Origin of the sequence: Ornithinimicrobium sediminis, assembly GCF_021272345.1 — a bacterium.
GTDB classification, from domain to species: domain Bacteria; phylum Actinomycetota; class Actinomycetes; order Actinomycetales; family Dermatophilaceae; genus Ornithinicoccus; species Ornithinicoccus sediminis_B.
This window is the reverse complement of record NZ_JAJSDQ010000004.1, coordinates 190,878-212,422: the sequence shown is the minus strand read 5'-3', so window position 1 is coordinate 212,422 and position 21,545 is coordinate 190,878. Positions and strand designations below refer to the sequence as shown.

19 protein-coding genes and 1 pseudogene are annotated in these 21,545 nt (G+C 70.6%); 9 read left to right on the top strand and 11 right to left on the bottom strand.

Annotated elements, in window-relative coordinates:
* Positions 1 to 157: 157 nt before the first annotated feature.
* Positions 158 to 2,713 (bottom strand): ATP-binding protein, encoded by a 2,556-nt coding sequence (locus tag LVO85_RS11140; protein ID WP_232747555.1) that lies wholly within the window; start codon positions 2,711 to 2,713, stop codon positions 158 to 160.
* Here LVO85_RS11140 and LVO85_RS17205 point away from each other — a divergent pair.
* A pseudogene (locus tag LVO85_RS17205) lies at positions 2,609 to 3,166 on the top strand (class I SAM-dependent methyltransferase); the annotation flags it as partial. The gene LVO85_RS11140 and the pseudogene LVO85_RS17205 sit on opposite strands and share 105 nt — an antisense overlap.
* 562 nt (positions 3,167 to 3,728) lie before the next feature.
* Positions 3,729 to 4,901, top strand: a complete 1,173-nt coding sequence (locus LVO85_RS11130) for an aminotransferase class I/II-fold pyridoxal phosphate-dependent enzyme (protein ID WP_232747553.1) — start codon at positions 3,729 to 3,731, stop codon at positions 4,899 to 4,901.
* A gap of 467 nt (positions 4,902 to 5,368) precedes the next feature.
* Here the strand turns inward: LVO85_RS11130 and LVO85_RS11125 are convergent, their stop codons facing one another.
* Entirely contained in the window at positions 5,369 to 6,235 is an 867-nt protein-coding gene (locus LVO85_RS11125; protein ID WP_232747552.1) for a sugar phosphate isomerase/epimerase family protein, read from the bottom strand.
* 36 nt (positions 6,236 to 6,271) lie between these two features.
* On the bottom strand, positions 6,272 to 7,090 hold the full coding sequence (locus LVO85_RS11120) for a ribokinase (RefSeq protein ID WP_332875434.1): 819 nt from the start codon (positions 7,088 to 7,090) through the stop codon (positions 6,272 to 6,274).
* A 169-nt stretch (positions 7,091 to 7,259) separates the two neighbouring features.
* Here LVO85_RS11120 and LVO85_RS11115 point away from each other — a divergent pair, with 169 nt between their 5' ends.
* Together LVO85_RS11115 and LVO85_RS11110 are read left to right on the top strand one after the other, a co-directional pair.
* The gene (locus tag LVO85_RS11115) at positions 7,260 to 8,234 is read left to right on the top strand and encodes a Gfo/Idh/MocA family protein (RefSeq protein ID WP_232747551.1); all 975 of its coding nucleotides are present in this window, start codon (positions 7,260 to 7,262) and stop codon (positions 8,232 to 8,234) included.
* 45 nt (positions 8,235 to 8,279) lie between these two features.
* Positions 8,280 to 8,933: a transaldolase family protein gene (locus tag LVO85_RS11110; RefSeq protein ID WP_232747550.1), complete on the top strand. Its 654-nt coding sequence runs from the start codon at positions 8,280 to 8,282 to the stop codon at positions 8,931 to 8,933.
* On the opposite strand, the gene LVO85_RS11105 is transcribed toward LVO85_RS11110, so the two are convergent.
* From LVO85_RS11105 to xylB, 8 genes are read right to left on the bottom strand one after another with little or no spacing between them, the layout of a single operon-like run.
* Complete coding sequence (locus LVO85_RS11105) at positions 8,923 to 9,693, bottom strand: FadR/GntR family transcriptional regulator (protein ID WP_232747549.1); 771 nt, start codon at positions 9,691 to 9,693, stop codon at positions 8,923 to 8,925. The genes LVO85_RS11110 and LVO85_RS11105 overlap by 11 nt on opposite strands.
* A gap of 45 nt (positions 9,694 to 9,738) precedes the next feature.
* Positions 9,739 to 10,548, bottom strand: a complete 810-nt coding sequence (locus LVO85_RS11100; protein WP_232747548.1) for a GntR family transcriptional regulator — start codon at positions 10,546 to 10,548, stop codon at positions 9,739 to 9,741.
* Between the two features lie 5 nt (positions 10,549 to 10,553).
* The gene (eda, locus tag LVO85_RS11095) at positions 10,554 to 11,198 is read right to left on the bottom strand and encodes a bifunctional 4-hydroxy-2-oxoglutarate aldolase/2-dehydro-3-deoxy-phosphogluconate aldolase (protein ID WP_232747547.1); all 645 of its coding nucleotides are present in this window, start codon (positions 11,196 to 11,198) and stop codon (positions 10,554 to 10,556) included.
* On the bottom strand, positions 11,195 to 11,893 hold the full coding sequence (locus LVO85_RS11090) for an HAD family hydrolase (protein ID WP_232747546.1): 699 nt from the start codon (positions 11,891 to 11,893) through the stop codon (positions 11,195 to 11,197). The genes eda and LVO85_RS11090 overlap by 4 nt, the downstream gene beginning before the upstream one ends.
* Positions 11,890 to 12,840, bottom strand: a complete 951-nt coding sequence (locus LVO85_RS11085; protein ID WP_232747545.1) for a phosphotriesterase family protein — start codon at positions 12,838 to 12,840, stop codon at positions 11,890 to 11,892. Before LVO85_RS11085 ends, LVO85_RS11090 begins: the two co-directional genes overlap by 4 nt.
* A 17-nt stretch (positions 12,841 to 12,857) precedes the next feature.
* Positions 12,858 to 13,757 (bottom strand): shikimate dehydrogenase family protein, encoded by a 900-nt coding sequence (locus LVO85_RS11080; protein WP_232747544.1) that lies wholly within the window; start codon positions 13,755 to 13,757, stop codon positions 12,858 to 12,860.
* Positions 13,754 to 14,776, bottom strand: a complete 1,023-nt coding sequence (locus LVO85_RS11075; RefSeq protein ID WP_232747543.1) for an NAD(P)-dependent oxidoreductase — start codon at positions 14,774 to 14,776, stop codon at positions 13,754 to 13,756. The genes LVO85_RS11080 and LVO85_RS11075 overlap by 4 nt, the downstream gene beginning before the upstream one ends.
* A complete protein-coding gene (gene xylB / locus LVO85_RS11070; protein WP_232747542.1) occupies positions 14,773 to 16,269 on the bottom strand; it encodes a xylulokinase in 1,497 nt (498 codons plus the stop codon). Before xylB ends, LVO85_RS11075 begins: the two co-directional genes overlap by 4 nt.
* Before the next feature lie 163 nt (positions 16,270 to 16,432).
* Here xylB and LVO85_RS11065 point away from each other — a divergent pair, with 163 nt between their 5' ends.
* From LVO85_RS11065 to LVO85_RS11045, 5 genes are all read left to right on the top strand, one after another.
* Positions 16,433 to 17,038, top strand: coding sequence for a glucose-6-phosphate isomerase family protein (locus tag LVO85_RS11065; protein WP_232747541.1), 606 nt, complete (start codon positions 16,433 to 16,435; stop codon positions 17,036 to 17,038).
* Positions 17,039 to 17,103: 65 nt separating this feature from the next.
* Complete coding sequence (locus tag LVO85_RS11060) at positions 17,104 to 17,529, top strand: RbsD/FucU family protein (RefSeq protein ID WP_232747540.1); 426 nt, start codon at positions 17,104 to 17,106, stop codon at positions 17,527 to 17,529.
* 125 nt (positions 17,530 to 17,654) lie between these two features.
* The gene (locus tag LVO85_RS11055; protein WP_232747539.1) at positions 17,655 to 19,169 is read left to right on the top strand and encodes a sugar ABC transporter ATP-binding protein; all 1,515 of its coding nucleotides are present in this window, start codon (positions 17,655 to 17,657) and stop codon (positions 19,167 to 19,169) included.
* Positions 19,166 to 20,230 carry an ABC transporter permease gene (locus tag LVO85_RS11050; protein WP_232747538.1) on the top strand — a complete coding sequence of 355 codons (1,065 nt, stop codon included), beginning with the start codon at positions 19,166 to 19,168 and terminating at the stop codon, positions 20,228 to 20,230. Before LVO85_RS11055 ends, LVO85_RS11050 begins: the two co-directional genes overlap by 4 nt.
* Before the next feature lie 95 nt (positions 20,231 to 20,325).
* Positions 20,326 to 21,354 carry an ABC transporter substrate-binding protein gene (locus LVO85_RS11045; RefSeq protein WP_232747537.1) on the top strand — a complete coding sequence of 343 codons (1,029 nt, stop codon included), beginning with the start codon at positions 20,326 to 20,328 and terminating at the stop codon, positions 21,352 to 21,354.
* The last annotated feature ends 191 nt before the right edge of the window (positions 21,355 to 21,545 follow it).

The following is a 21,545-nucleotide window of genomic DNA, read 5'->3' as shown; positions in this document are numbered from 1 at the left end:
GACCGGGCCGCTCCGGTTTCCAGAAATGCGACCAAGCGGGTCTCGACGTCGGCCTGCCACGCGCCCCTCGGCGGGGTCATCCGTCAGCGTTAGGCAAGAAGTGGCTCTCCGCACGTCCCTGGCCAAGGGAGTCCTGGCGCGGTGTGCATCGGCAGCTTCACCGAGAAATGCCTAGGGCGGCGTAGGCGATTCCGGCTGCGGGGTCGCCTGCGAGCTGCAGGCTCCTGGCCTGCTGGTAGGGGCATCCGGGAACGTCGACGTACCGTGGCTCGCCTATGCGCAGTGTGTGCGCGCGTTGGGTGATCCGCTCGGCGACCGGGTTGGTCGCGCAGTGTTCCCGCGCGAGGGCGATGCGGGCTTCGGCGTCGGGGAGACCCGCGAGGACGGATGCTTCGGCAGCGAGTGCCTCACGCCAGGAGGTGAACAGCAGATGAAGCCAGCCTGGGTCGTCGTGGTCGAGGAGGGTGAGCGCCGCGAGCGGATCGTCGCGGTGCAGATGGAGCAGCGCGGTGAACACGCGCCCGTAGGCGACGTCGCTGGCCTGGGCGGTCGGGACGCCTCGGACGCCGGCAAGGACCTCGAGCCAGTCTTCACGCTCTGGCGAGCCCTGCAGGCCCAGGACGAGTGCGATCGCCGCCGGTGCCAGGCCTCGCCCGGGCGCAGCTGGCCGCCCGGACCGTTCCCAGCCGAGGCGGTAGGCCCGCGCCCGCTCCGGGAATTCGTCCCAGTCACCGGACAAGGCCGCGGAGACGAGGCCCTCCTCCACGGCGAGAGCCCGTTCCTCTCGCAGATAGGGCAGAGCGGCGTTACGGGCCCCCAGGTCACGGCTCAGCGCCAGTTCACCTGCCCCGACAGCGACGAGGGAGCCCGTGTGCAGGGCATCCTTGAGCTCCAGACCGGCGACCGGGTCGAGGCACAGCGGCTCCAAGGGATCGACCCGCAGCAGACAGGCCTTCGTCGCCTCCGGCAGATCGGCGCTCCAGACGCGGGCGACGACGATCGCGTCGAGCGCCGCGCTCCTCAGCACTGGGTCCTCGCGCGTCGCTTCGAGGATCTCCTCGAGGTCGATGCTGGCATCCAGATGGGCGCCGGCCACCATGACGACCGCGGACGCACCGTCGAACGCACGGGCGCGGTCGAGCAGGGCCCGAAGGTCGCCCTCGGGCACCGGGTCGGGGTACATGCCCGCGAAGCGCACCGCGTGGTCGACCGCCCGCGCGAGCATCCTGGCTGCGCCGACCGGGTCGTCGAGCCGGTCGTAGCCCTCGGCTGCAGCCAGGAAGAGGGGGTACGCCTCAGCGCCCGCGAGCCGACATTCTGCGACCGCCGCCGCGCGCTCCAGGGCCCACGGTGTCCCGGCCCGTCCGAACGCGTGCTGCGCCTCTCGCAGTCTTCCGCGCCGGAACAGCAGACCGCCTAGCAGCTCGCCCAGTGCGGCGTCGTCGTGGGTGTCGGCGGCGGCGCGCGCATCCGCCGCGATGGCGTCGAGCCGCTCGCACCATGCGAGGTCTTCCTCTTGCTGACCTGCGAGCGATTCCAGCAAGGAAGCGCACCAGGCGTGGTGGCGCGTGGACACGGCTGCGGCGTCGGTCGGGTCCTGGATCCGGGCAGCGGACTGGCGGACTGGTTCGAGGGCCCGGTAGCGGGTCGGGTCCCCTGGTATGGCGCCGAGCAGGCTGTGCTCGCACAGACCGGCGAGCGCGACGGCCGCAGACGCGTCGTCGACGTCGGCGACCACGGCCGCAGCGCCCGTGTCGAAGGGTCCGACGAAGACGGCCACCGCACGGAACAAGGTTTGCTCTGCTTCGGTGAGCAGCTGGTAGCTCCAATCCACCAGATCCTCCAGTGAGCGATGCCGTTGGGTCACCCGGGCACCCCCGACCAGCAACGATGCCTGGTCGGCCAGAGCGGTCTCCACACCGTCGAGCCCGAGGGCCGGTAGCCGGGATGCGGCCAGCTCGACCGCCAGAGGCAGCCCGCCCAGCGCCTCGCACACCGCCGAGACCCGGTCGCGGTCCAGGCCCGGGACATCGCAGCGGGCCAGGAACAAGTCGGCGGCATCGCTGGGGGGGTCGAGCCCCGGCACCTCGTAGACCCGTTCGTGCGGCAGCAGCAGACGCGACCGGCTGGTCAGCAGCACCCGCAACGCAGGACAGTTCGACAGCAGCTCCTCCACGAGCCGGGCGACCGGATCCACCAGGTGCTCGCAGTTGTCCAACAGAAGCAGCACGTGTCGCGCTCCGATGACGGCCACCAGTGTCTGAAGGGCGCTGCCGGTGTGCACCGGGGCGACCACCCGCGCGACCGAGGCCAGCAGGTCGTCGGAACCAGCGATCGGAACGAGATCGACGTAGAAGGTGCCATCACGGTGGCGTGCGACCAGATCCGCCGCCACCCTCTGCGCGAGCCGGGTCTTGCCTACGCCCCCTGGGCCGACCGCGGTGACCAACCGGGCCCCGGCCAGCGCATCGGCCAGCTCCGCCCGCTCGGACAACCGTCCGACGAACGAGGAGAGCGGCGCTGGCAGCGTTGCGCCGTTCGCGGCGGCGGCGAGCTGCACGAGCTCCCGGCGATCGCGAGCGCCGAACTGGCGGCGCAGCGACTCCACATGCGTTTCGACGGTGCGCGCGGAGATGAACAGACGCGCCCCGATCTCGACGTAGGTGAGCTGCTCGGCCAACAAGGCCAGCACCTCCCCCTCACGCGGGGTCATCACTTCAGTCTGGCACGTATCCGGGATGGTCCCGGATACGCACAACCCCACGCCGCTGCAACGCTGACGAGACATCGACAAACCAAGGAGAAGGCGATGGGATCAGCGACAGTTCAAGGCGAGCCATGGGGCCGGCATGCACAGACCTGGGCCGACGGGATGGAACGGCGTGTACAGCCGCTCTTCGAGGCCACCCGTCAGGCGCTCGGGCCCTGGTACGGCACTCGCTACTTCGACGCCGGTTGCGGCTCCGGTCTCGCGCTCGAACTGGCCGCCGCGAGAGGTGCCGTGGTCACCGGGCTGGATGCGTCCGCGCCGCTGCTAGACGTGGCCCGCGACCGCGTCCCGGACGCTGACCTGCACGTAGGTGACCTCGAGGCGCTGCCCTTCCAGGAGGCGAGCTTCGACGTGGTCACCGCGTTCAACTCCATCCAGTACGCGCAGGATCCGGCGTGCGCCGCGGCCGAGCTGGCGCGGGTCACCCGCCGTGGGGGCACTGTCACGATCGGAGTACGGGGCGACCCCGCGCGGTGTGAGACCGAAGCACTCTTCGCCCGGCTCCGCTCCCTCGCCCCGCCCCCGCCCGGCACTCCCGCGCCGCTCGGGGTCAGCGCCACGGGCGTCGTGGAAGCCCTGCTCGACCAGGCCGGGCTCACCCTCCGGGGCCGGGGCCGAGGTACCGATCCCCATCTGCTTCGTCGACCACGACGAAGCGTGGCGCGACCACACCGCCGGAGGGCCCCCGCAAAAGCTCATCGACACGGTGGGAGCGGAACCGGTCCGCCGACTGCTGCACGACGTTCTGGAGTCGGACCGCAAGCCCGACGGGCAGCTGCGCCAGGACAACGTGATGCGCTACGTCACCGCGACCAAGCCCTGACCGGGGGGCCACCGCGTCCCACGGTCACTTCGATCCGCAGGACCCCACCTACCCCAGCTGCCCAAGGAGAATCCGCTCATGGAACGTGTCGTCGCTACGCGAACGTCCGCAGTGCAAGGCGCCATGGTGCCGTTCATGTCCTTTCTCCGGGAGGTGGAGGCCGCCGAGGCCGAGCGAGGCCCTCGTCTGAGCAACCTTGCGTTCGGCAACCCGCAGGACCTGCCGATGCGCGGTTACGTGGATGCCCTGCAGCACGCCGCCGAGCCCGAGCACAAGGACTGGTTCGCCTACACCCTCAGCGACCCCGGTGCCCAGCGGGTCGTCGCGGAGTCGCTGCGGGCCGAGCTCGGCCTGCCGTTCGACCCCGAGGACATCGCCATGACGTCCGGCGCGTTCGGGGCACTCGCGGCAGCGCTGCTGGCGATCGTCGACCCGGGCGACGAAGTGGTCATGAACCTGCCGCCGTGGTTCTTCTATGAAGCGATGATCGTCAGCGTTGGCGGGGTGCCGGTGAAGGTGACGGTCGACCGGGAGACCCTCGACCTCGATCTCGGTGCAATCGAGGCGGCGATGACCCCGCGCACCCGGGCGATCATCGTCAACACGCCCAACAACCCGACCGGCCGCGTCTACCCGCCGGAGACGCTCGAACGCCTGGCGACGATCCTCGCCGCGGCGTCCGAACGCAACGGCCGCCCGATCTGGCTGATCTCCGACGAGCCCTACCGCAAGCTCCGCTTCTACGGCGCGCCGTTCACCTCACCGCTGTCCTTGTACCCGTACGCGATGATGATCTACTCCTACGGGAAGATCCTCCTGACGCCGGGGCAGCGGATGGGGTACCTCGCCCTGCCACCGACCCTGCCGGAGCGCCGGGTGGTACGAGACGCGATCATGACCGTGCAGGTGGCAGGCGGCTGGCTCTTCCCGAACGCCCTGCTGCAGCACGCCATCGCCGAGCTGGAGCCGATGACGATCGACCTCAGCGAGCTTGCCCGGAAGCGGGACCACCTGGTCACGGCGCTGCGCGAGATCGGGTACGAGGTGCACGCGCCCGAGGGGACGTTCTACCTGCTGCCGCGGTCACCATGGGCGGACGACCACGCCTTCACGCGGGTCCTCATCGAGCACGACATCCTCTCCATGCCGGGCGCGGTCATGGAGTTCCCCGGATTCTTCCGGCTCTCACTGACCGCAAGCGAAACAATGATCGACCGGAGCCTGCCGGGCTTCGCCGCGGCCTTCGCGCACGCCACAACTCACCCAGCGCCGGTCTCTGCGACGGCGACCGTGGGGGTCAGTCGATAACAGGCTCTGTGTCCGGGGCGGGCCGGAGTTTCAGCCCTCCAGCGATGCAAGCCCGGCTGCATCCCGGTGGCCGGATGGTGGCCAAGGCCACCACGTCAAGGGCGACCCATGACGGAGCTGCAGCCGCGTCAGGGGTCCTGACCAGGACAAACACGGTGGGCCCCGTGGGACTCGAACCCACAACCTACGGATTAAAGGGCAGATGCAAGGCTGAACTGGGGGTAAGAACCTGGCTGTGATCGGCGGAAACCACGGTTCTTGACACAACCAGCGCGGGTCGGGGCGATGCTGTGGTGTCCAAATGGTGGCCACACGCAAGGTCGTGTCGTGCTGCCACCCGGGGCGGTGCAAGCGTGGTCTGCTGAGGAGATCGTCCGGAAATGATCGGGGGTGCGGCCGTTGGGGTGCGCAGTTGCGGCGACCAGTCTGCACTTAGCCGGCGGAGCCTGGATCCGGGTGGGGCGGGTTCAGTGATGCCGGAGCGACGACATCGCTGTGAGGTGCCCACGGATGAAGACGTTGGCGTGGGCACCGAGCTCGGCGCCGTTCTCCCAGAGGTTGCGCCAGATGCCGAGGGCCCCGGTGAGTGTCGGGGAAACGACGGCCGAGGAGAAGGACTCGAAGACTACCGGGCCGTCGTAGTCGATGTGCCGCAGCGCCTTGAAGAAGCTGTCGAAGTCCACGCTGCCGGTGCCCAGGTAGCCGCGGTGGCTCTCGCCGATGTGGACGTAGCGCAACTGGTGAGCGGTCTCCAGGACCGGCGCGAACATGCCGGTCTCCTCGATGTTCATGTGGTAGGTGTCGAGGTGCACGCCGACAGCCGGGTCCATCCCGGTGACATACTCCCGGGCCTGCCGCGCCGTGTTGAGCACGTTGGACTCGTAGCGGTTGGTCACCTCGACGCTGACCTGGATACCAGCCTGGGCGGCCCGGGAGGCGACCCGCTCCACCACCGCGCGGCTGTTCGCCACGCCGCGCTCGGTGGCCGGTTGCTGGTACTTGCTCATCGCGCTGTAGACGATCCCGCACAGGTGCCTGGACCCCAGTTCGGCCAGCACGTCGACCGCCTGGTCGAGTAGCTCCTCACCGGCGCGGACGGCCGCGGGGTCCTCGCTGCTGATGTCGGTGGCCTCACTGAGCCCGAGGCTGCCGCTGGCGACGAGGCCGTGCTCGTCCAGGGCCGCACGGGCGGTCCCGGCGTCGAACGTCGTCGGGTCCATGAGCGGGAACTCGATGAGGTCGAACCCGGCGACGCGGGTCTGCTCGACGGCACGGCGGATCCCGGCCTCGTTGTACTGGCCGGTCCAGACCAGCCCGTGGCAGCCGATCAGCATGGTGGGTCTCCTGCGGGTCGGGGGGGTGGTGCGAGGTCAGGCAGGGGTCTCGTCCGGTAGCGGCGGCTGGGCCCCGTGGTGGAGCACGCAGGCGGCGGCGGCCTCGGAGGCGCGGCGCATCGCGGTCTCCCGGTCCTCACCCTGGGACAGCGCGGCGGCCAGGGTCCCGCAGAACGCGTCGCCGGCGCCGGTGGTGTCCACCGGGGTGATGGGGGTGGCCGGGACCTGCAGTTCGCCCCACCGGGAGCCGGCGGCCCCCAGTGTGGTCAGCAGCGAGTCGGGGGTCACGCCGGCCTCGGCCAGCAACCTGGCCTCGGACTCGTTGACCACCACCGGGTCGCACGCGGCCAGCACTTCGGCGGGCAGAGGGGCGAACGGCGCCAGGTTGAGCACCACCCGGGCGCCACGCTCGCTGCCCCGGTGGACGGCGGCCATGACGACGTCGTGCGGCAGCTCCAGCGGCATGAGGAGCACGTCCTCGGGCGTCAGCAGGTCGAGGCGCTCGATGTCATGCATGCCCATCCGGTGGTTGGCCCCGGGGGCCACGACGATCATGTTCTCGCCGCCCTTGTCGTTGTAGATGATCGCGGTGCCGGTTGGCATCCCTGGCACGATCTCCATCTGCGAGGTGTCGACTCCGAAGAGGCCGAGGCGGCGGACATACTCGTGTCCCTGGGGGTCGTCGCCGACCTTGCCGATGAACATCGCCCCGACCCCGGCCCGCGCGGCGGCCACGGCCTGGTTGGCGCCCTTGCCGCCGAACCGGTACTCGATGTCGCCGGACATCACGGTCTCCCCGGTAAGGGGGTGGCGTTCCATCGGCAGGTGCAGGTCCTGACTCAGCGAACCGAACACGACGACTCTGCCCACGACTGCTGCCTCCTCGGGTGCCGCGAATACACACAGTAACCCATGCGAAGCGCCAGGTTATCGGATGTCTGGGTCCCGCGCAGTCGGTGTCCCAGACGTACGGGCCGTTAGGATGGCCCAGACATCGGAGGTCTGTAGTTCGAGGAAGGAAACCATGAGCGCGTCGACCGCCTGGGGCGTCATCGGGGCGGCCCGCATCGCCCGTCAGCAGGTCATCCCCGCCATCCGCCGCGCCAGCGCCGGGGAGATCCTCGCGGTGAGCAGTGCCAGCGGCAAGGCCCATGCCTACGCCGCCGAGGAGGGCATCGAGCGCGCCTACGGCTCCCACGAGGAGCTGCTGGCCGATCCCGACGTCGAGTCGGTCTACATCGCCCTGCCCAACGGGGCGCACGCCGAGTGGATCGGCAAGGCCGTCGCCGCCGGCAAACACGTGCTGTGCGAGAAGCCGATCGTCACCGACCCCGCCGACCTGGCCGCTGTCGAGCGGGCCACGGCCAACGCCGGTGTGGTCGTCGCCGAGGCGTTCATGTACCGCCATCACCCTCAGGTCGCCGAGCTGCGGCGGCTGCTCACCGACGGCACGCTGGGCGACCTCGTGGCGGTCGAGGCCCGGCTGCATTTCGCCCTGGACCGGCGAGAGGGTGCCGACGACATCCGGCTGGACTTGGCTCAGGGCGGCGGCAGCCTGCTCGACGTCGGCTGCTACCCAGTCGACCTGTTCGGCCTCGTCACCCGGGCCGAGCCAGACGAGGTCCATGCTGTGGCCGTGCGCGAGCGCGAGGGCGACGTCGACACCCGGTTCGCCGGGGCGCTCCGCTACGGCACCGCGGTGGCCACCTTCGACTGCAGCTTCGACGCCCCGTTCCGCAACACGGCCACCGTCATCGGGACCAAGGGCGCGGTGACGCTCTCCGACGTGTTCCGCGCCGACCGCCACGGCGGCACCGCGAGCCTAGTGCTGGAGACCGAGACCGGCCGCCAAGAGCTCGCCGTCGAGGGTGACCAGTACGCCGCAGAGGTCAGCGCGTTCGCCGGTTGGGTCCGGCAGGGTCGCCGGGACGAGGCCGACTGGGCCCTGACCACGGCCACCACCGCCACCCTGGCCCGCCTGGCCCAGGCCGCGGCCTGAGGCCGCCCGCACCAACCAGCCACACCACAGGAGGACAGCGAAGCAATGGCGTTCTACATCGACTCGGCCGACCGCTCCCTCATCGAGGAGCTCTGGCCCACCACGGCCTTTCGGGGCGTCACCACCAACCCCACCATCCTGCACCGTTCCGGACTCTCCCAGGCTGACCTGCCCGAGCTGTACCAATGGCTGCACGGCCTGGGCGTCGAGCGGTTCTACGCCCAGGTGCTCGGCACCACGACCAAGGACATGCTGGCCTCGGCCCGGGCCCTGCTCGAGCTCGGCCCGATCACCGTCAAGGTGCCCGCCTCACCAGCCGGGCTCGCCGCCGCCTCGACGCTGGTGCGCGACGGGGTGCAGGTGCTGCTCACCGCCGTCTACCACCCGGTGCAGGCGCTCGTTGCCCAAGACCTGGGAATCCAAGGCATCGCCCCGTATGTCGGGCGCATGACCGACGCGGGCCGCGCCGGAATCGAGGCGGTCACCCTGATGCAGCAGGCCATCGGCTCCGAGCCGACCCGGATCCTGGCGGCGTCGCTCCGATCGGCGGACGACGTCGCGGCCCTGGCGGCCGCTGGCGTCCCGGACTTCACCGTCGGGGAGTCGGTTGCCCGGCGGATCGTCGCCGACGAGCTGACGATGACGGCGGTGGACGCCTTCGAAGCCGACGCTGCGAAGGGCGCTGCCGTTAGGAGCTGAGCTGCGGCCCGGTGATCTTCGGGTCGGAGCCGTCGGCGGCGGCTTCCGCATGGTCATACTCCGCGCGAGCGGCCTGCTCGGCCAGCTCCTCAGTCTCCAAAGTCACCCGCAGCCACTGCTCGACCCCGCCGATGTGAACGACGATGCTGGCCTCGGCAAGGTCGGGGTCGCGCTGTTCCAAAGCCCGCACGATCGCCCTGTGCTCGTTGATGGTGCGCGTCACCGCGTTCTCCTCGGCCAGCGCTCGCCAGATGCGGGCCCGGACCGTGTTGGCCGAGAGTCCGTCCAGCATCCCCTCGAGGTACTCGTTGCCCGAGGCCTGCGCGAGCAGGCGGTGGAAGGTCAGGTCGGCCTCGACGAGCTCCTCGGCGTCGACCGTGGTGTCCGGGATCGCCTGCCATAGCGCCTGCAGCTGCTCCTCAGTGACCCGGCCCGCGGCCCGGCGCACGGCGGCGGCCTCCAGGATCCGGCGCACTTCCATGAGCTCCAGGATGCTGCTGTCCTGGTGCAGGTCCACCACGAAGGACAGCGCCTCGGCCAGCAGGGAGGGGCGCAGGCTGGTGACGTAGGTGCCGTCACCGCGGCGTACGTTGAGCACCCGGAACATGGTCAGGGCCTTGATGGCCTCGCGCAGGGAGCTGCGGGACAGGCCCAGCCGCTCGCTGAGCCCCTGCTCCGGCGGCAGCCGGTCCCCCGGCCGCAGCTCGCCGGAAATGATCATGTCCTTGATCTTGATGATCGCCTGGTCGGTCAGTGACACGCTGCCAGCATAGAAGGCCGACGCCCGGAGGTCAGACCTCTCTGCTCAGACCAGCCGCACCAGCGGCACCGAGCTACTGGCCTTTGCCGAGCGGGTCAGGCTCACCTCGAAGCGCGAGCGGTCCCCGCGGTGGTAGGCGACGAAAGTCTCCATCGGCACGCCGTCGGCGGTGAAGCTGACGCTGCCCAGCTTCAGCACCGCGTCCCCTGCCTTGATCTGCAGGTCCTTGGCCAGCTGTGGGTCGGCCTGCTGGGCCTCGACGGTGCGGTCGCTGCGCTGGATCTGCAGCCCGAAGCGCTCCTGCAGCAGGTGGTAGAGGGACTGGTCGGTCAGGTCCTCCTTGAGCAGCCCGGGGGCCAGCGCGAAGGGGACGTGGCTGACGGTGTAGACCCACGGCTCGTCGTCGACGTAGCGCAGTCGGGCAATCCGGATGACCGGGGTGTTCGGCGGCACACGCAACCGCTGGCTGATGTCGGCGTCGGCCGGCTCGACGGTCAGCTGCCGCACCTCGCTGCGCAGCGTGCGCCCCATCGCCACGACGTCGTCGTAGAGGCCGTGGACGAACTGCACGAGCGTCTGGGAGGTACGTGGCTGGGACACAAAGGTGCCGCGGCCCCTGACCCGGTCCAGTACGTCCTCCCGGTGGAGGTCGGCCAGCGCCTGCCGGACCACCGGGCGGGACACCCCGTAGCGGCGGCACAGCTCGTGCTCGCCGTCCAGCTGGTCCCCCGGCTTGAGCACCCCGGTGGTGACCTGCTCGCGCAGGATCTCCTTGAGCTGGTGGTAGTACGGAGTCGGCGAGGACCGGTCGATGGTCCGTTCGGCCGGCACTGTTCTCCCCGCGTCGGTGTCCACGGCGGTCACCCCCGCAGGCCCACGGCGGCGGCGGCCAGTCGACTGACAGCATCCCAGTCGTCGGCCCGGACGGCGTCGCCCGGGGTGAGCCAGGACCCGCCGACGCAGCCCACGTTCGGCAGCGCCAGAAAGGCGGGGGCGTTCTCGTGGGTGATGCCGCCGGTCGGGCAGAACCTGACCTGGGGGAGAGGGCCGTGGACCGCCTCGAGATAGGCGGTGCCGCCGGCCGGGACGGCGGGGAAGAACTTCTGCGCGGTCAACCCTCGCTCCAGCAGCGTCATCATCTCGGTCAACGTGGTGGCGCCGGGCAGGACCGGCAAGCCGCTGTCGATGGCCGCGTCGAGGACCAGGGTTGGGCTGCCCGGGGTAACCAAGAACTGGGCGCCGGCCCGCTGGGCGGCCACGACAAGCTCGGTCGAGGTCACGGTCCCGGCGCCGACGCGGATCTCGGGGACGTCCTCGGCGATGCGGCGGATCGACTCCAGCGCGGTGTCGGTGCGCAGCGTCACCTCAATGACCCCGACGCCACCACGGGCCAGCGCCCGGGCCATCGGGACGGCCTTGTCCGGGTCGAGGAGCACCGCGACCGGGATCACCGGGGCGAGGCTGAGCAGGTGGGTCGTGTCGGTGTCGTCGGCGGTGACAGTCATCGGCGGTCACACCTTTCTTTGCCGGGTGCTGGCTCGATCATGGCGCAGAGCTGCGCGTGCGAGGTCACCGTCACCGTGGCCCACGGTGGGTCGAGCCGGTTCGTCCCCTTGACCGGCAGGTCTAGGGCGACCACGACGCAGCCCGCGGCGTGGGCCGCGGTTCCGCCGGTGGAGGAGTCCTCGACTGCCAGCGTCCGCCCGGGCGTGCCGCCCAGCCGACGGACCGCTTCAAGGTAGACGTCCGGGGCAGGCTTGGGTGCCGTCACGTCGGAGGCGGAGACGACCGCGGCGACGGTGTCGTCGAGCGCGAGGTCCACCACCAGCAGCTCCAGGAGCGGGCGCTCGCTGTTGGAGGCAATGGCGACCGGGACTCGGGAGGCGAGAATGCGCACCGACTCGACGGCTCCTTCGATGGCGGAGGCGTCCGCCGGGACGTGCTTGTAGGCCAGCTCGCGCATCAGCGCGCACGCCTCGTGATGGAGGACCGGCGGGTCCACGGCGGCGGTGAGGACCCGCACGGCGTCGTCGAGGCCGACTCCGTGGGTCTGCTCGGCCAGGTCGGCGGTGTACGTCACCCCGAAGCTGTCGCACAGGGCCGCTTCGGCCCGGGCCCAGCCGTGGGCGGTGTCGGCCAGCACGCCGTCGAAGTCGAAGACGGCGGCCTCGATGCGCCGCCCGCCCAGCATCAGGCTCATGGGTCGGCCCCCGTCGAGCTGTCGGCGATGGACGGGTCAACCGGCGGCGTCCACGTCAGCCAGCGGGCCGGGTTGTCGAGCAGGATCCGGCCGGTTGCAGCCTCACCGACGCGCTCGCGCACCCGGGGGACGAACCGGTCGAAGAGGTAGGCCAGCCCTGGCAGACCGCCGTAGGCCACGTAGCGAGACCGCCGGGCGACGTCGCCGCCGAGCAGGAGCCGGTCGCCGTGGCCGGCTGCGACCACGGTGGCCAGGCAGTCCACGAGGACCGAGTCCGGCCAGCGCTGGTGGCGGGCGGCGCCGTCATACCCCAGGTAGGACCCCCGGGCCGCGAGGTCGGCGTGCAACCCAGGGTCGGGGTTACGGTCGACATGCGCCAGGGCGACCCGCTCCGGGGGACACCCGGCGAGCCCGAGGAGATCGAGGACCTCATGGGCCGCGCTGCCGTGCTCCAGGTGCACCATGACCGGCACCCCGTGGTCCGCCGACAGTGCGCCGGCGGCGGCCAGCACCCGGTGCTCGAACGGCGAGACCGACCAGTAGCCGACCCCGGTCTTGATCAGCCCGGCGCGCACGGCGCTGCCCGCCATCCCTGTCAGCAGCTCGGCCGCGAAGAGCCCGGCGAGGTCCTCCTCGGAACGGCCCAGCAGCAGGTCGTCCTCGGCGTAGTGCCCGTGGTGGTGGGCACCCGTGGCGTGGACGACGTGCAGGCCGACGTCGGCGGCGATCCGGGCGACGGCGTCGGGGCGGCGGCCCAAGCCCAGGGGCGTGGGGTCGACCATGGCCCGGGCGCCGGACCGGCGCAGCAACGCCGCCTCGCGGGCGCTGGCAGCCTCGTCGTCGAGCTCGTCGCCGGCGAGCAACGGGGAGACCTGGAACAGGTGCTCGTGGTAGTCCGTCGGCCCAAGGTCCTCGGGGGCGATGTCTCCCAGCACGGTGCGAACCACCGGTCCCCCCGCTGGGCTCATGCCGACCTCGCGGCGTCGGACAGCTCGGCCACCCGGTCGGTCCCCATCGGCACCCCGAACACCTCGGCGATGACCTGCGTCCAGCCGTGGATGAAGTAGCGCCACCCATCGACGACAGTAAGGTCCCGGTCGGCCGCCTGGGCCTGGGCCTGGTGCAGGAACTCCAGGGACCCGCGGTAGTTCAGCTCCCACACCACCGACCCGCGGGGCAGGAGGACGCCGTCGGGCAGCGGGCTGCCGGGCCGGTCCTTTCCCAGCCCGGTGGCGTTAACGACGAGGCTGCCGGCCGGCAGGTCCGGCAGCGTCGCCGCGAGGTCGGCCTGCGCCACCGGCACGGTGCGCACCGGGACCTCGGGTGCGGCGGTGGTGAGCACCTCGCGCAGGTGCTCGAGCCGGGAGGGCGAGACGTCGACGAAGCTCATCGCCGCGGCCCGGTCGGCGCGGTGAGCCAGGTACCAGCCGATGGCGGTGCCGGCACCCCCCGCGCCCAGACACACGACCTCGCCGCCGTCGGAGAAGTGGTCTTCGCCCAGCACCTCCTCCAGCGCCAGGCCGGCGGTGAGCGGGTCCTTGGCCGAGCCGTGGGTCCGACCGTCGCGGAAAGCGATGGAGGAGACCTCACCGACGGTGGCGGCGAACGGGTCGAGATCGTCGAACAGATCCCGGGTGGCCTCCAGCAGCGAGATCTTGTGGGTGGTCACGAGCGCGCCGACGCAGTCGGGGTCCTCCCGCATCCCTGTCAGGGCGCGCCGGTAGTCCTCCGGGGCAGCCTCCAGCGGCAGGTCCAGGCCGACCAGCTCGGCGTCCAGGCCGAGCAAGTCGGCCCAGACCGGGAAGATCCGCATGATCGAGGAGGAGGCGGTGGAGACACCGACGAAACGCATCCGGGCGGTCAACGGTCAGCTCCTGTGAGGTGGGGGTCGGTGGTGGTGGCCGGTGGCAGGACCGGGTATGCCGGGGGCCGTCCGGCCAGGACGTCCAGCACGGCATCGACGGCCATGGAACCCATGAGGTCGACCGCCTCGGTGGTCTGCCCGCCCAGGTGAGGGGTGAGGACGACCCGGTCGGCAAGCCTGGGATCCAACAGTGCGGAGGTGCCGCCGGGGTGGGCGGCCGCCTCGGTGGTCAGGGTGTCTGCGGCGTAGCCAGCCAGCCGGCCGCTGCGCAGCGCCTCGGCGACGGCGTCCTCGTCGACGAGGTCGGCGCGGGCGGTGTTGACCACGACCTGGCCTGGTCGGCACGTCTTCACCCAGGCCCGGTCGAGCAAGGTCAGTCCTCCGGGGGCATGTAAGGAGACCGCGTCGGCGTCGCGGGCCAGCTGCTCGAGCGCCGAGGGGGTGTGCCCGGCGGCCCGGACATCCTCGTCACCCACGTAGGGGTCGTGCACCAGGACGGTGCAGCCGAGCCCGCGCACCCGGTCGGCCACGCCCCGGCCGATGCGGCCGAACCCGACGACGCCGACGGCGGAGCCGGCCAGCTGGCGGCCGCGGATGACGCCCCAGTCGCCGTCCCGAACCCGGCGGTCCCCGTCAGGTACCCCGCGCAGGACCGCGAGGAGGAGGGCGACGGCGTGTTCGGCCACAGCCTCGCTGTTGGCCCCGGGGGTGTTGGTCACCGTGACGCGACGGTCGGCGGCCGCCGCGAGGTCGACGGCGTCGACGCCGACCCCGTAGCGGGCCAGCACCCGCAGCCGCGGGGCGAGGTCGAGGTGGGCTGCCGTGACGGGTCCGGTGCCGGCAACCCACGCGACCGCGTCAGCCAGCACCTGGCGCAGGGCCTCGAGGTCGTGCTCCGGCCGGCCGCGCACGACCTGCAGCCCGGCCTCAGCGAGCCTGGCGACCAGGTCCACGTCGCCGGAGGAGAACGAGCGGGAGGTCACCAGCACGGTGCCGGCCCCGGCCGCCGGGGCGGTCATGCGCTCACCCGCCGGGTGTCGAACCACTGCTCGAGCCGGTCGTAGGCGGCGAGGAAGATCTCGTGCTGGGCGGCGGCCCGGTCGGCGCGGGAGGTGTCGGGGGTGAGCTCGGCGCTGATCGACGACAGGTTCTTGGCGACCTCGAAGTCCTGGACCAGGCCCAGCCCCACCGCCGCGGTGACGGCGGCGCCGAGGCTGTTGGCGTCGGCGACGATGGTGCGCTGGCGGACCGGGATCTGCCAGACATCGGCCAGGACCTGCAGCCAGGCCTCACTCTGCGCGCCGCCGCCGATCGCATCGATGTGCTCAAGCGGGATGCCGCTATCGGTGAAGGCACCCATGCAGGTGCGCAGGTTGAACGCCACACCCTCGAGGACGGCCCGGACCAGGTGGGCCGGTCCGTGGTGGCGCTGGAGCCCGGCAAACGTCCCCGCGGCATTGGCGTTCCAGTTCGGGGAGCGCTCGCCGAGCAGGTAGGGCAGGAAGAACAGGCCCTCGTCGGCTGCGGCCACAGCTGTGGCTTCGGCCAGGAGCCGGCCGTAGTCGTCCTCCCCGCCGCCGAACAGCTCCATCACCCAGCTGAGACTGGCGCCGCCGGCCTGCATGGTGGCGGTGGGGACGAAGTGGCCGGGCACGACGTGGTTGAAGGTCATCGACCGCAGCTGCGGGTCGTGCAGCGGGGCGATGGCAGCGCAAGAGATCCAAGAGGATGATCCTAAGCAGGCGTAGGCCGAGTCCTCGGCGGCGGTGACGCCGGCACCCACGGCGGCCATGGGGCCGTCGCCGCCGCCGAGCACCACCGGAGTGTCCACTGGCAGGCCGGTCGCGGCCGCCGCCTCCGGGGTCAGGCCGCCGACGACGCTGGTGGAGGGGACGATCGGCGGCAGGACGGCGGCGTCGATGCCGGCGGCCGCGAGCATCCGTTCCGACCAGTCACCGGTCCGCTGGTCGAAGGCGTTAGTCCCCGAGGCGTCGGAGGGGTCGGTGACCAGGATCCCGGTCATCCGGTAGGCCACGATGTCCTTGGCCACGCAGACATGACGCGTCCGGGCCCAGACCTGGGGCTCGTTCTCCCGGACCCACATCATCTTGGCCAGCGTGTAGGTCGGGTGGATGCGATGGCCCAGCTCGGCGTAGGCGGTCTCCTGCCCGACCGCGTCGAGCAGCCGGGCCGCCTGCTCCTGGCTGCGGCTGTCGGCCCAGATGATCGCGGGGCGTGTCGGACGGTGCTGCCCGTCGAGGAAGACCGCGCCCATCATCTGGCCGGACAAGCCGATGCCCCGCACCTCCGAGGCCGCGACGCCGACCTGCTCCAGTAGGCCGCGGGTCGCGGCGCCGACCGCCTGCCACCACTGCTCGGGGTCCTGCTCGGCGACGCCGTGGGCCCCGAATTGGGTGGGGTATTCCGCAGTGAAGGTGGCCAGCGTCCTGCCGTCGTCGGTGTGCAGGGAGGCCTTGTTCCCGGTGGTGCCGAGGTCGTGCGCGACGATCATCGTCACTCCTGGTCGCGAGAGGTGGGCAGGATGTCCCGAGCCTGACTGCTGTAATGACAACCTGTCAACCCCTTGTCACGACATCCAATGGGCTCTAGGGTTGCCGGGAACTTCAGCCGCGGTCTGTACCGCGGTGACCGATATCTCCTGGAGGAAACATCTGATGTCCGCTCTGCTCTCCGTTCCGGGTCGCCTCACCGTGGGAGCCGACGGCGCCCTGAGCGGTGCCTCGGGCCGCTACACGAAGCACCTCGGGGACATGGGCGGCGTCTACCGCGACCAGGGCGCCTACGAGCAGCTCGTGGCGCAGCGCGGCGCGGACGCCCTGGTCTACACCGTCCATGAGCACCGCAACGTCGAGACCGAGGGCGCGCTCATCATCGGCACCAGCACGCTGCTGCCGGGCCGGGTCGGCGAGGAGTTCGCCGTCACCCGGGGCCACCTGCACGCCCGGGCCGACCGGGCCGAGCTTTACCACTGCCTCAGCGGGTCCGGGGTGATGCTGCTGGAGACCGTCGACGGGCGCTCGGAGGCGGTGCCGCTGACCGCCGGGGAGGCGGTGCACGTGCCCGGCCACTGGGTGCACCGCAGCGTCAACACCGGCGAACAACCGTTCGTCACGCTGTTCTGTTATCCCGCCGACGCAGGCCAGGACTACGGCCTCATCGAGGAGGCCGGCGGCATGGCCACCCTCGTTGTCGACGACGGCGCGGGGGGCTGGACCACCCGACCCAACCCCGACCACACCGGCTACAGCGGCCGGGCCTGACCGCCGCGCACCGGCCGGTCAAGCGCACCGACATACTGCCCGCCACTCAGCGAAGGAGCTGACCGATGCTGAAGAATATCGACCCCCTGCTCACCGGGTCCCTGCTGCGCCTGCTCGACGAGATGGGCCACGGTGACGTGCTCGGTCTGGTCGACCGCAACTTCCCCGCCTACCGCTACCGGGTGCCGGTGGTGGACCTGCGCGGCGCGGACACCGCGGCCGCGGTTGCGGCCCTGCTCAGCGTGTTCCCGCTCGACCGGTTCGTCGCTGCACCGTTGCGCCGGATGGAGATCGACGGCGAGCCGGAGCGGGTGACCGAGTCCACGGCGGCGCTGGAACGGGCGGCGGCCGAGGCCGAGGGTGAGGAGATCACCATGGAGCCCGTCGAGAGGTTTGACTTCTACCGGCAGGCCGAAGGAGCGACGGCGTTCGTGCAGACCGGCGACACCGTCCCTTACTCCTGCTACCTGCTGCAGAAGGGTGTTGTGTGACGTTCATAAGGACGTAGGATCACGCCAGACGTAGGATGTTTGATGTTTGATCACGAGGGCTCGCGGACGAGCGGGCTCGCCACCCAGTCAAGGACCACAACTTCGATGAAGAAGACGGTGAAGCCATGAGCCCGCTCCTCGAGATCCGGGACGTGTCTAAGGGGTTTCCGGGGGTGCAGGCGCTGCAGGACGTCAACCTCGTGCTCGACCGCGGCGAGGTTCTGGCACTCGTGGGCGAGAACGGCGCGGGCAAGTCGACGCTGATGAAGATCCTGTCGGGCATCTACACCAAGGACAGCGGCAGCATCCACATCGACGGCGAGCCGGTCGACATCGCCGGCCCTCGGGAGGCGCAGGCGCTGGGGATCAGCATCATCCACCAGGAGATGAACCTGCTGCCGCACCTGACGGTGGCGCAGAACATGTACATCGGTCGGGAGCCGCGGCTGGGGCCGCTGCTCAAGGAGCGGGCGCTGCGGCGGCAGGCCGAGCAGCTGCTGGCCGACCTCGGGATTCAGCTGCCCGTGAGCGCCGTCGTCGGCGACCTCACGGTGGCCCAGCAGCAGATGGTCGAGATTGCCAAGGCGCTGTCGTTCGACAGCACCAAGATCCTGGTGATGGACGAGCCGACCTCGGCGATCAGCCTGTCCGAGACTCAGGTGCTGTTCCGGCTCATCACCTCGCTGCGCGAGCGCGGCGTGGGCATCGTCTACATCTCCCACCGGATGGAGGAGCTGCGCCAGATTGCCGACCGGGTCACCGTGCTCCGGGACGGGACGTATGTCGGCACCAAGGCCATCGACGACGTCACCGAAGAGGAGATCATTGCGATGATGGTCGGGCGCGAGCTGTCCGGCCACCACGACCAGCGCCAGGCGGTGCAGCGCCACCCCGACGACGTCGTGCTGTCGGTGCGGGGCCTGTCAACCAAGAGACTCCTCAAGGACGTCTCCTTCGACCTGCACCGCGGCGAGATCCTCGGGTTCGCGGGGCTCATGGGCGCCGGTCGCACCGAGACCGCCCGGGCCATCATCGGCGCCGACCCCAGCACGGCCGGCTCCATCACGCTGCACGGCAAGGACGTCAAGATCACCGGCCCGGACAAGGCGGTGGAGCTGGGCATCGGCTACCTGCCGGAGGACCGCAAGCGGCACGGGCTGATGCTCGACCAGGACGTCACGTTCAACATGGTGATGTCCTCGCTGCGCGCGGTGCGCGGGCCGCTTGGCTTCCTGCGCAAGGACAAGGCCCAGCAGGTGACCCGTTCCTTCATCGACTCGCTGCGCATCAAGACGCCGTCGACGCGGGCCACCGTGAAGAACCTGTCCGGCGGCAACCAGCAGAAGATCGTCATTGGCAAGTGGCTGGCCCGCGACTGCGACGTCCTCATCTTCGACGAGCCCACCCGCGGCATCGACGTCGGGGCCAAGGAGGAGATCTACAAGCTGCTCAACGAGCTGGCTCAGCGCGGCAAGGCCGTCATGCTCATCAGTTCCGAGCTGCCGGAGGTGCTCCGGCTGTCCCACCGCGTCGTGGTGATGTCGGCGGGACAGGTCACCGGGCAGCTCGACAACGACGAGGCGGACCAAGAGAAGGTCATGGCCCTCGCGACCAGAAACATCGACAGGGAGGCAGCATGACCCAGCAACGCACCGACGAGCAGCCCCCTGGGACCACCGTCGCCGCCGCAGGCGCCGGCGGGGGCGAGGCCGGCACCCCCGGGCCCAAGCCGGCCTGGCGGGCCAGCCTGGGCCAGAGGCTCCAGCAGGCGCTCGCGTTCGGCACGCTCGTCGCCCTTGTCCTGTTCTTCTCGATCGCCAGCCCGAACTTCTTCACCGTCAGCAACCTGACCTCGATCCTGCTGGCCACCGCGGTCATCGGGATCTTGGCGGTCGGCACCACCTTCGTCATCATCACCGGCGGCATCGACCTGTCGATCGGCACCGGGATGACGCTGTGTGCCGTTGTCACCGGCCTGCTGCTGACCGACCTGGGCCTCCCACTGGTCGTCGGGGTGCTGGGTGGCATCGCCTTCGGCGCGCTCATCGGCTTCATTAACGGCTTCAACGTTGCGGTGCTCGGCCTGCCGCCGTTCATCGCGACGCTCGCGATGATGATGATCGCCCAGGGCCTGGCCCTGGTGCTCTCCGGTGTCCGCCCGATCTACCTCAGCGGCGTCCCCGGGTTCCAGCAGATCGCGCTCGGCCAGCTCATCCCGGGGATCCCCAACGCGGTGCTGATCCTCTTCGGGCTGGCGCTGGTCCTCGGCGTCGTGCTCAGCAAGACCGTGCTGGGCCGGATGACCTACGCCATCGGCAGCAACGAGGAGGCCACCCGCCTCTCGGGTATCAACACCCGCCGCTGGCTGCTGTCGATCTACGCCCTGGCTGGCGCCTGCACCGGCCTGGCCGGCGTCGTCATCGCTTCCCGCCTGAGCTCGGCCCAGCCGCAGTTGGGGATGGGCTATGAGCTGCAGGCCATCGCCGCGGTCATCATCGGCGGCACCTCCTTGCTGGGCGGGCGCGGCACGATCCTCGGCACCCTGATCGGGGCGCTGATCATGAGCGTGCTGATCAACGGTCTGCGGATCATGGCCGTCCAGTCCGAGTGGCAGACTGTCGTGGTGGGCATCGTCGTCCTCATCGCGGTCTTCGCCGACAACCTGCGCAAGCGCCGTGCCGAAGGGGGTGGCAGAGCCTGACCCGTGCCATCACCACGCGAACCTGACCCGACGACCCCTGCAACCGACATACCCGAAGCCCCGGTGGGGCATCCCGAACCCGTAAGGGAGCACGAATGAAGCACAGCAGAATGAGCCTCCTGGCCGTCGCGGCCGCTGCCGCCCTGACCCTGTCCGCCTGCGGCGGCGACTCTGGCGAGCTCGTCGAGGACCCGGGCGCCGAGGCCGAGGGCGGTGAGGACGCCGGTGGCCAGGAAGGCGGCGCCGAGGACGGAGAGTACGACATCGCTCTGGTCTCCAAGGGCTTCCAGCATCAGTTCTGGCAGGCCGTGCAGTCCGGCGCGGAGGAGAAGGCCGAGGAGCTCGGCGTCACCGTCACCTTCGACGGTCCCGCCTCCGAGACCGAGATCGACGCCCAGCTGCAGATGCTACGCAGCGCCATCGAGCGCCAGCCGGACGCCATTGGTTTCGCTGCGCTGGATCCCGAGGCCTGCGTGCCGCTCTATGAGGAGGCCGAGGCTGAGGACATCCCGATCGTGGAGTTCGACGCCGGCTGCGACTCGGAGATCCCGCTGAACATCTCCAAGACCGACAGCATGGTCGCAGGCGCGCTGGCCGCCGAGCACATGGCCGAGCTCATCGGCGGCGAGGGCGCGGTCGGGATCGTGGCGCACAGCCAGATCAACAGCACCGGTGTCGAGCGTCGCGACGGCTTCGTCAACAAGATGGAGGAGGACTACCCCGACATCGAGATCGTCGACGTCCAGTACGGCGACGGTGACCACCTGAAGTCTGCCGACATCGCCAAGACGATGCTGGCCGGCCAGTCGGATATGGCCGGCCTGTACGGCACCAACGAGGGCTCGGCCATCGGCATCGTCAACGCGATCAACGAGCTCGGCATGGAGCCCGGTGAGGTGACCGTGGTCGGCTTCGACTCCGGCCAGGCCCAGATCGAAGCCATCCAGAGCGGCGTCATGGCCGGTCTCATCACCCAGGACCCGGCCGGCATCGGCCGCGCCACGGTCGAGTCCGCCGTCGCGGCCATCGAGGGTGAAGAGCTGGAGGAGGTCGACACCGGCTCGTACTGGGTCGATGAGAACAACATCGACGACGAGGAGATCCAGGCGATGCTCTACGAGTGAGTCACTGACGGACTGATGGCGGCGGTACAGGACGCCGCCACAGGGGGTCGTGGACTCACGGTGGACGGCCAGGAGCAGCCAACGCTCCTGGCCGTCCACGCGTGTCGGGTCGGTGCGGGCCGCGGACTCATGTTGCGGTCAGGTGACCATGGGCGCCTGGGGCGGCAGGCGTGGCAGCTTCGCTGCGCATG

What these genes read in the sequence shown, in the direction of transcription:
- LVO85_RS11060 (WP_232747540.1), top strand. Translation starts at nt 17,104, where the DNA reads ATGCTGAAGAATATCGACCCCCTGCTCACCGGGTCCCTGCTGCGCCTG.
- LVO85_RS11110 (WP_232747550.1), top strand. Translation starts at nt 8,280, where the DNA reads ATGGCGTTCTACATCGACTCGGCCGACCGCTCCCTCATCGAGGAGCTC.
- LVO85_RS11055 (WP_232747539.1), top strand. Translation starts at nt 17,655, where the DNA reads ATGAGCCCGCTCCTCGAGATCCGGGACGTGTCTAAGGGGTTTCCGGGG.
- LVO85_RS11125 (WP_232747552.1), bottom strand. Translation starts at nt 6,235, where the DNA reads ATGCTGATCGGCTGCCACGGGCTGGTCTGGACCGGCCAGTACAACGAG.
- LVO85_RS11130 (WP_232747553.1), top strand. Translation starts at nt 3,729, where the DNA reads ATGTCCTTTCTCCGGGAGGTGGAGGCCGCCGAGGCCGAGCGAGGCCCT.
- LVO85_RS11045 (WP_232747537.1), top strand. Translation starts at nt 20,326, where the DNA reads ATGAAGCACAGCAGAATGAGCCTCCTGGCCGTCGCGGCCGCTGCCGCC.
- xylB (WP_232747542.1), bottom strand. Translation starts at nt 16,269, where the DNA reads ATGATCGTCGCGCACGACCTCGGCACCACCGGGAACAAGGCCTCCCTG.
- LVO85_RS11075 (WP_232747543.1), bottom strand. Translation starts at nt 14,776, where the DNA reads ATGACCGCCCCGGCGGCCGGGGCCGGCACCGTGCTGGTGACCTCCCGC.
- LVO85_RS11140 (WP_232747555.1), bottom strand. Translation starts at nt 2,713, where the DNA reads ATGACCCCGCGTGAGGGGGAGGTGCTGGCCTTGTTGGCCGAGCAGCTC.
- LVO85_RS11115 (WP_232747551.1), top strand. Translation starts at nt 7,260, where the DNA reads ATGAGCGCGTCGACCGCCTGGGGCGTCATCGGGGCGGCCCGCATCGCC.
- eda (WP_232747547.1), bottom strand. Translation starts at nt 11,198, where the DNA reads ATGACTGTCACCGCCGACGACACCGACACGACCCACCTGCTCAGCCTC.
- LVO85_RS11090 (WP_232747546.1), bottom strand. Translation starts at nt 11,893, where the DNA reads ATGAGCCTGATGCTGGGCGGGCGGCGCATCGAGGCCGCCGTCTTCGAC.
- LVO85_RS11065 (WP_232747541.1), top strand. Translation starts at nt 16,433, where the DNA reads ATGTCCGCTCTGCTCTCCGTTCCGGGTCGCCTCACCGTGGGAGCCGAC.
- LVO85_RS11050 (WP_232747538.1), top strand. Translation starts at nt 19,166, where the DNA reads ATGACCCAGCAACGCACCGACGAGCAGCCCCCTGGGACCACCGTCGCC.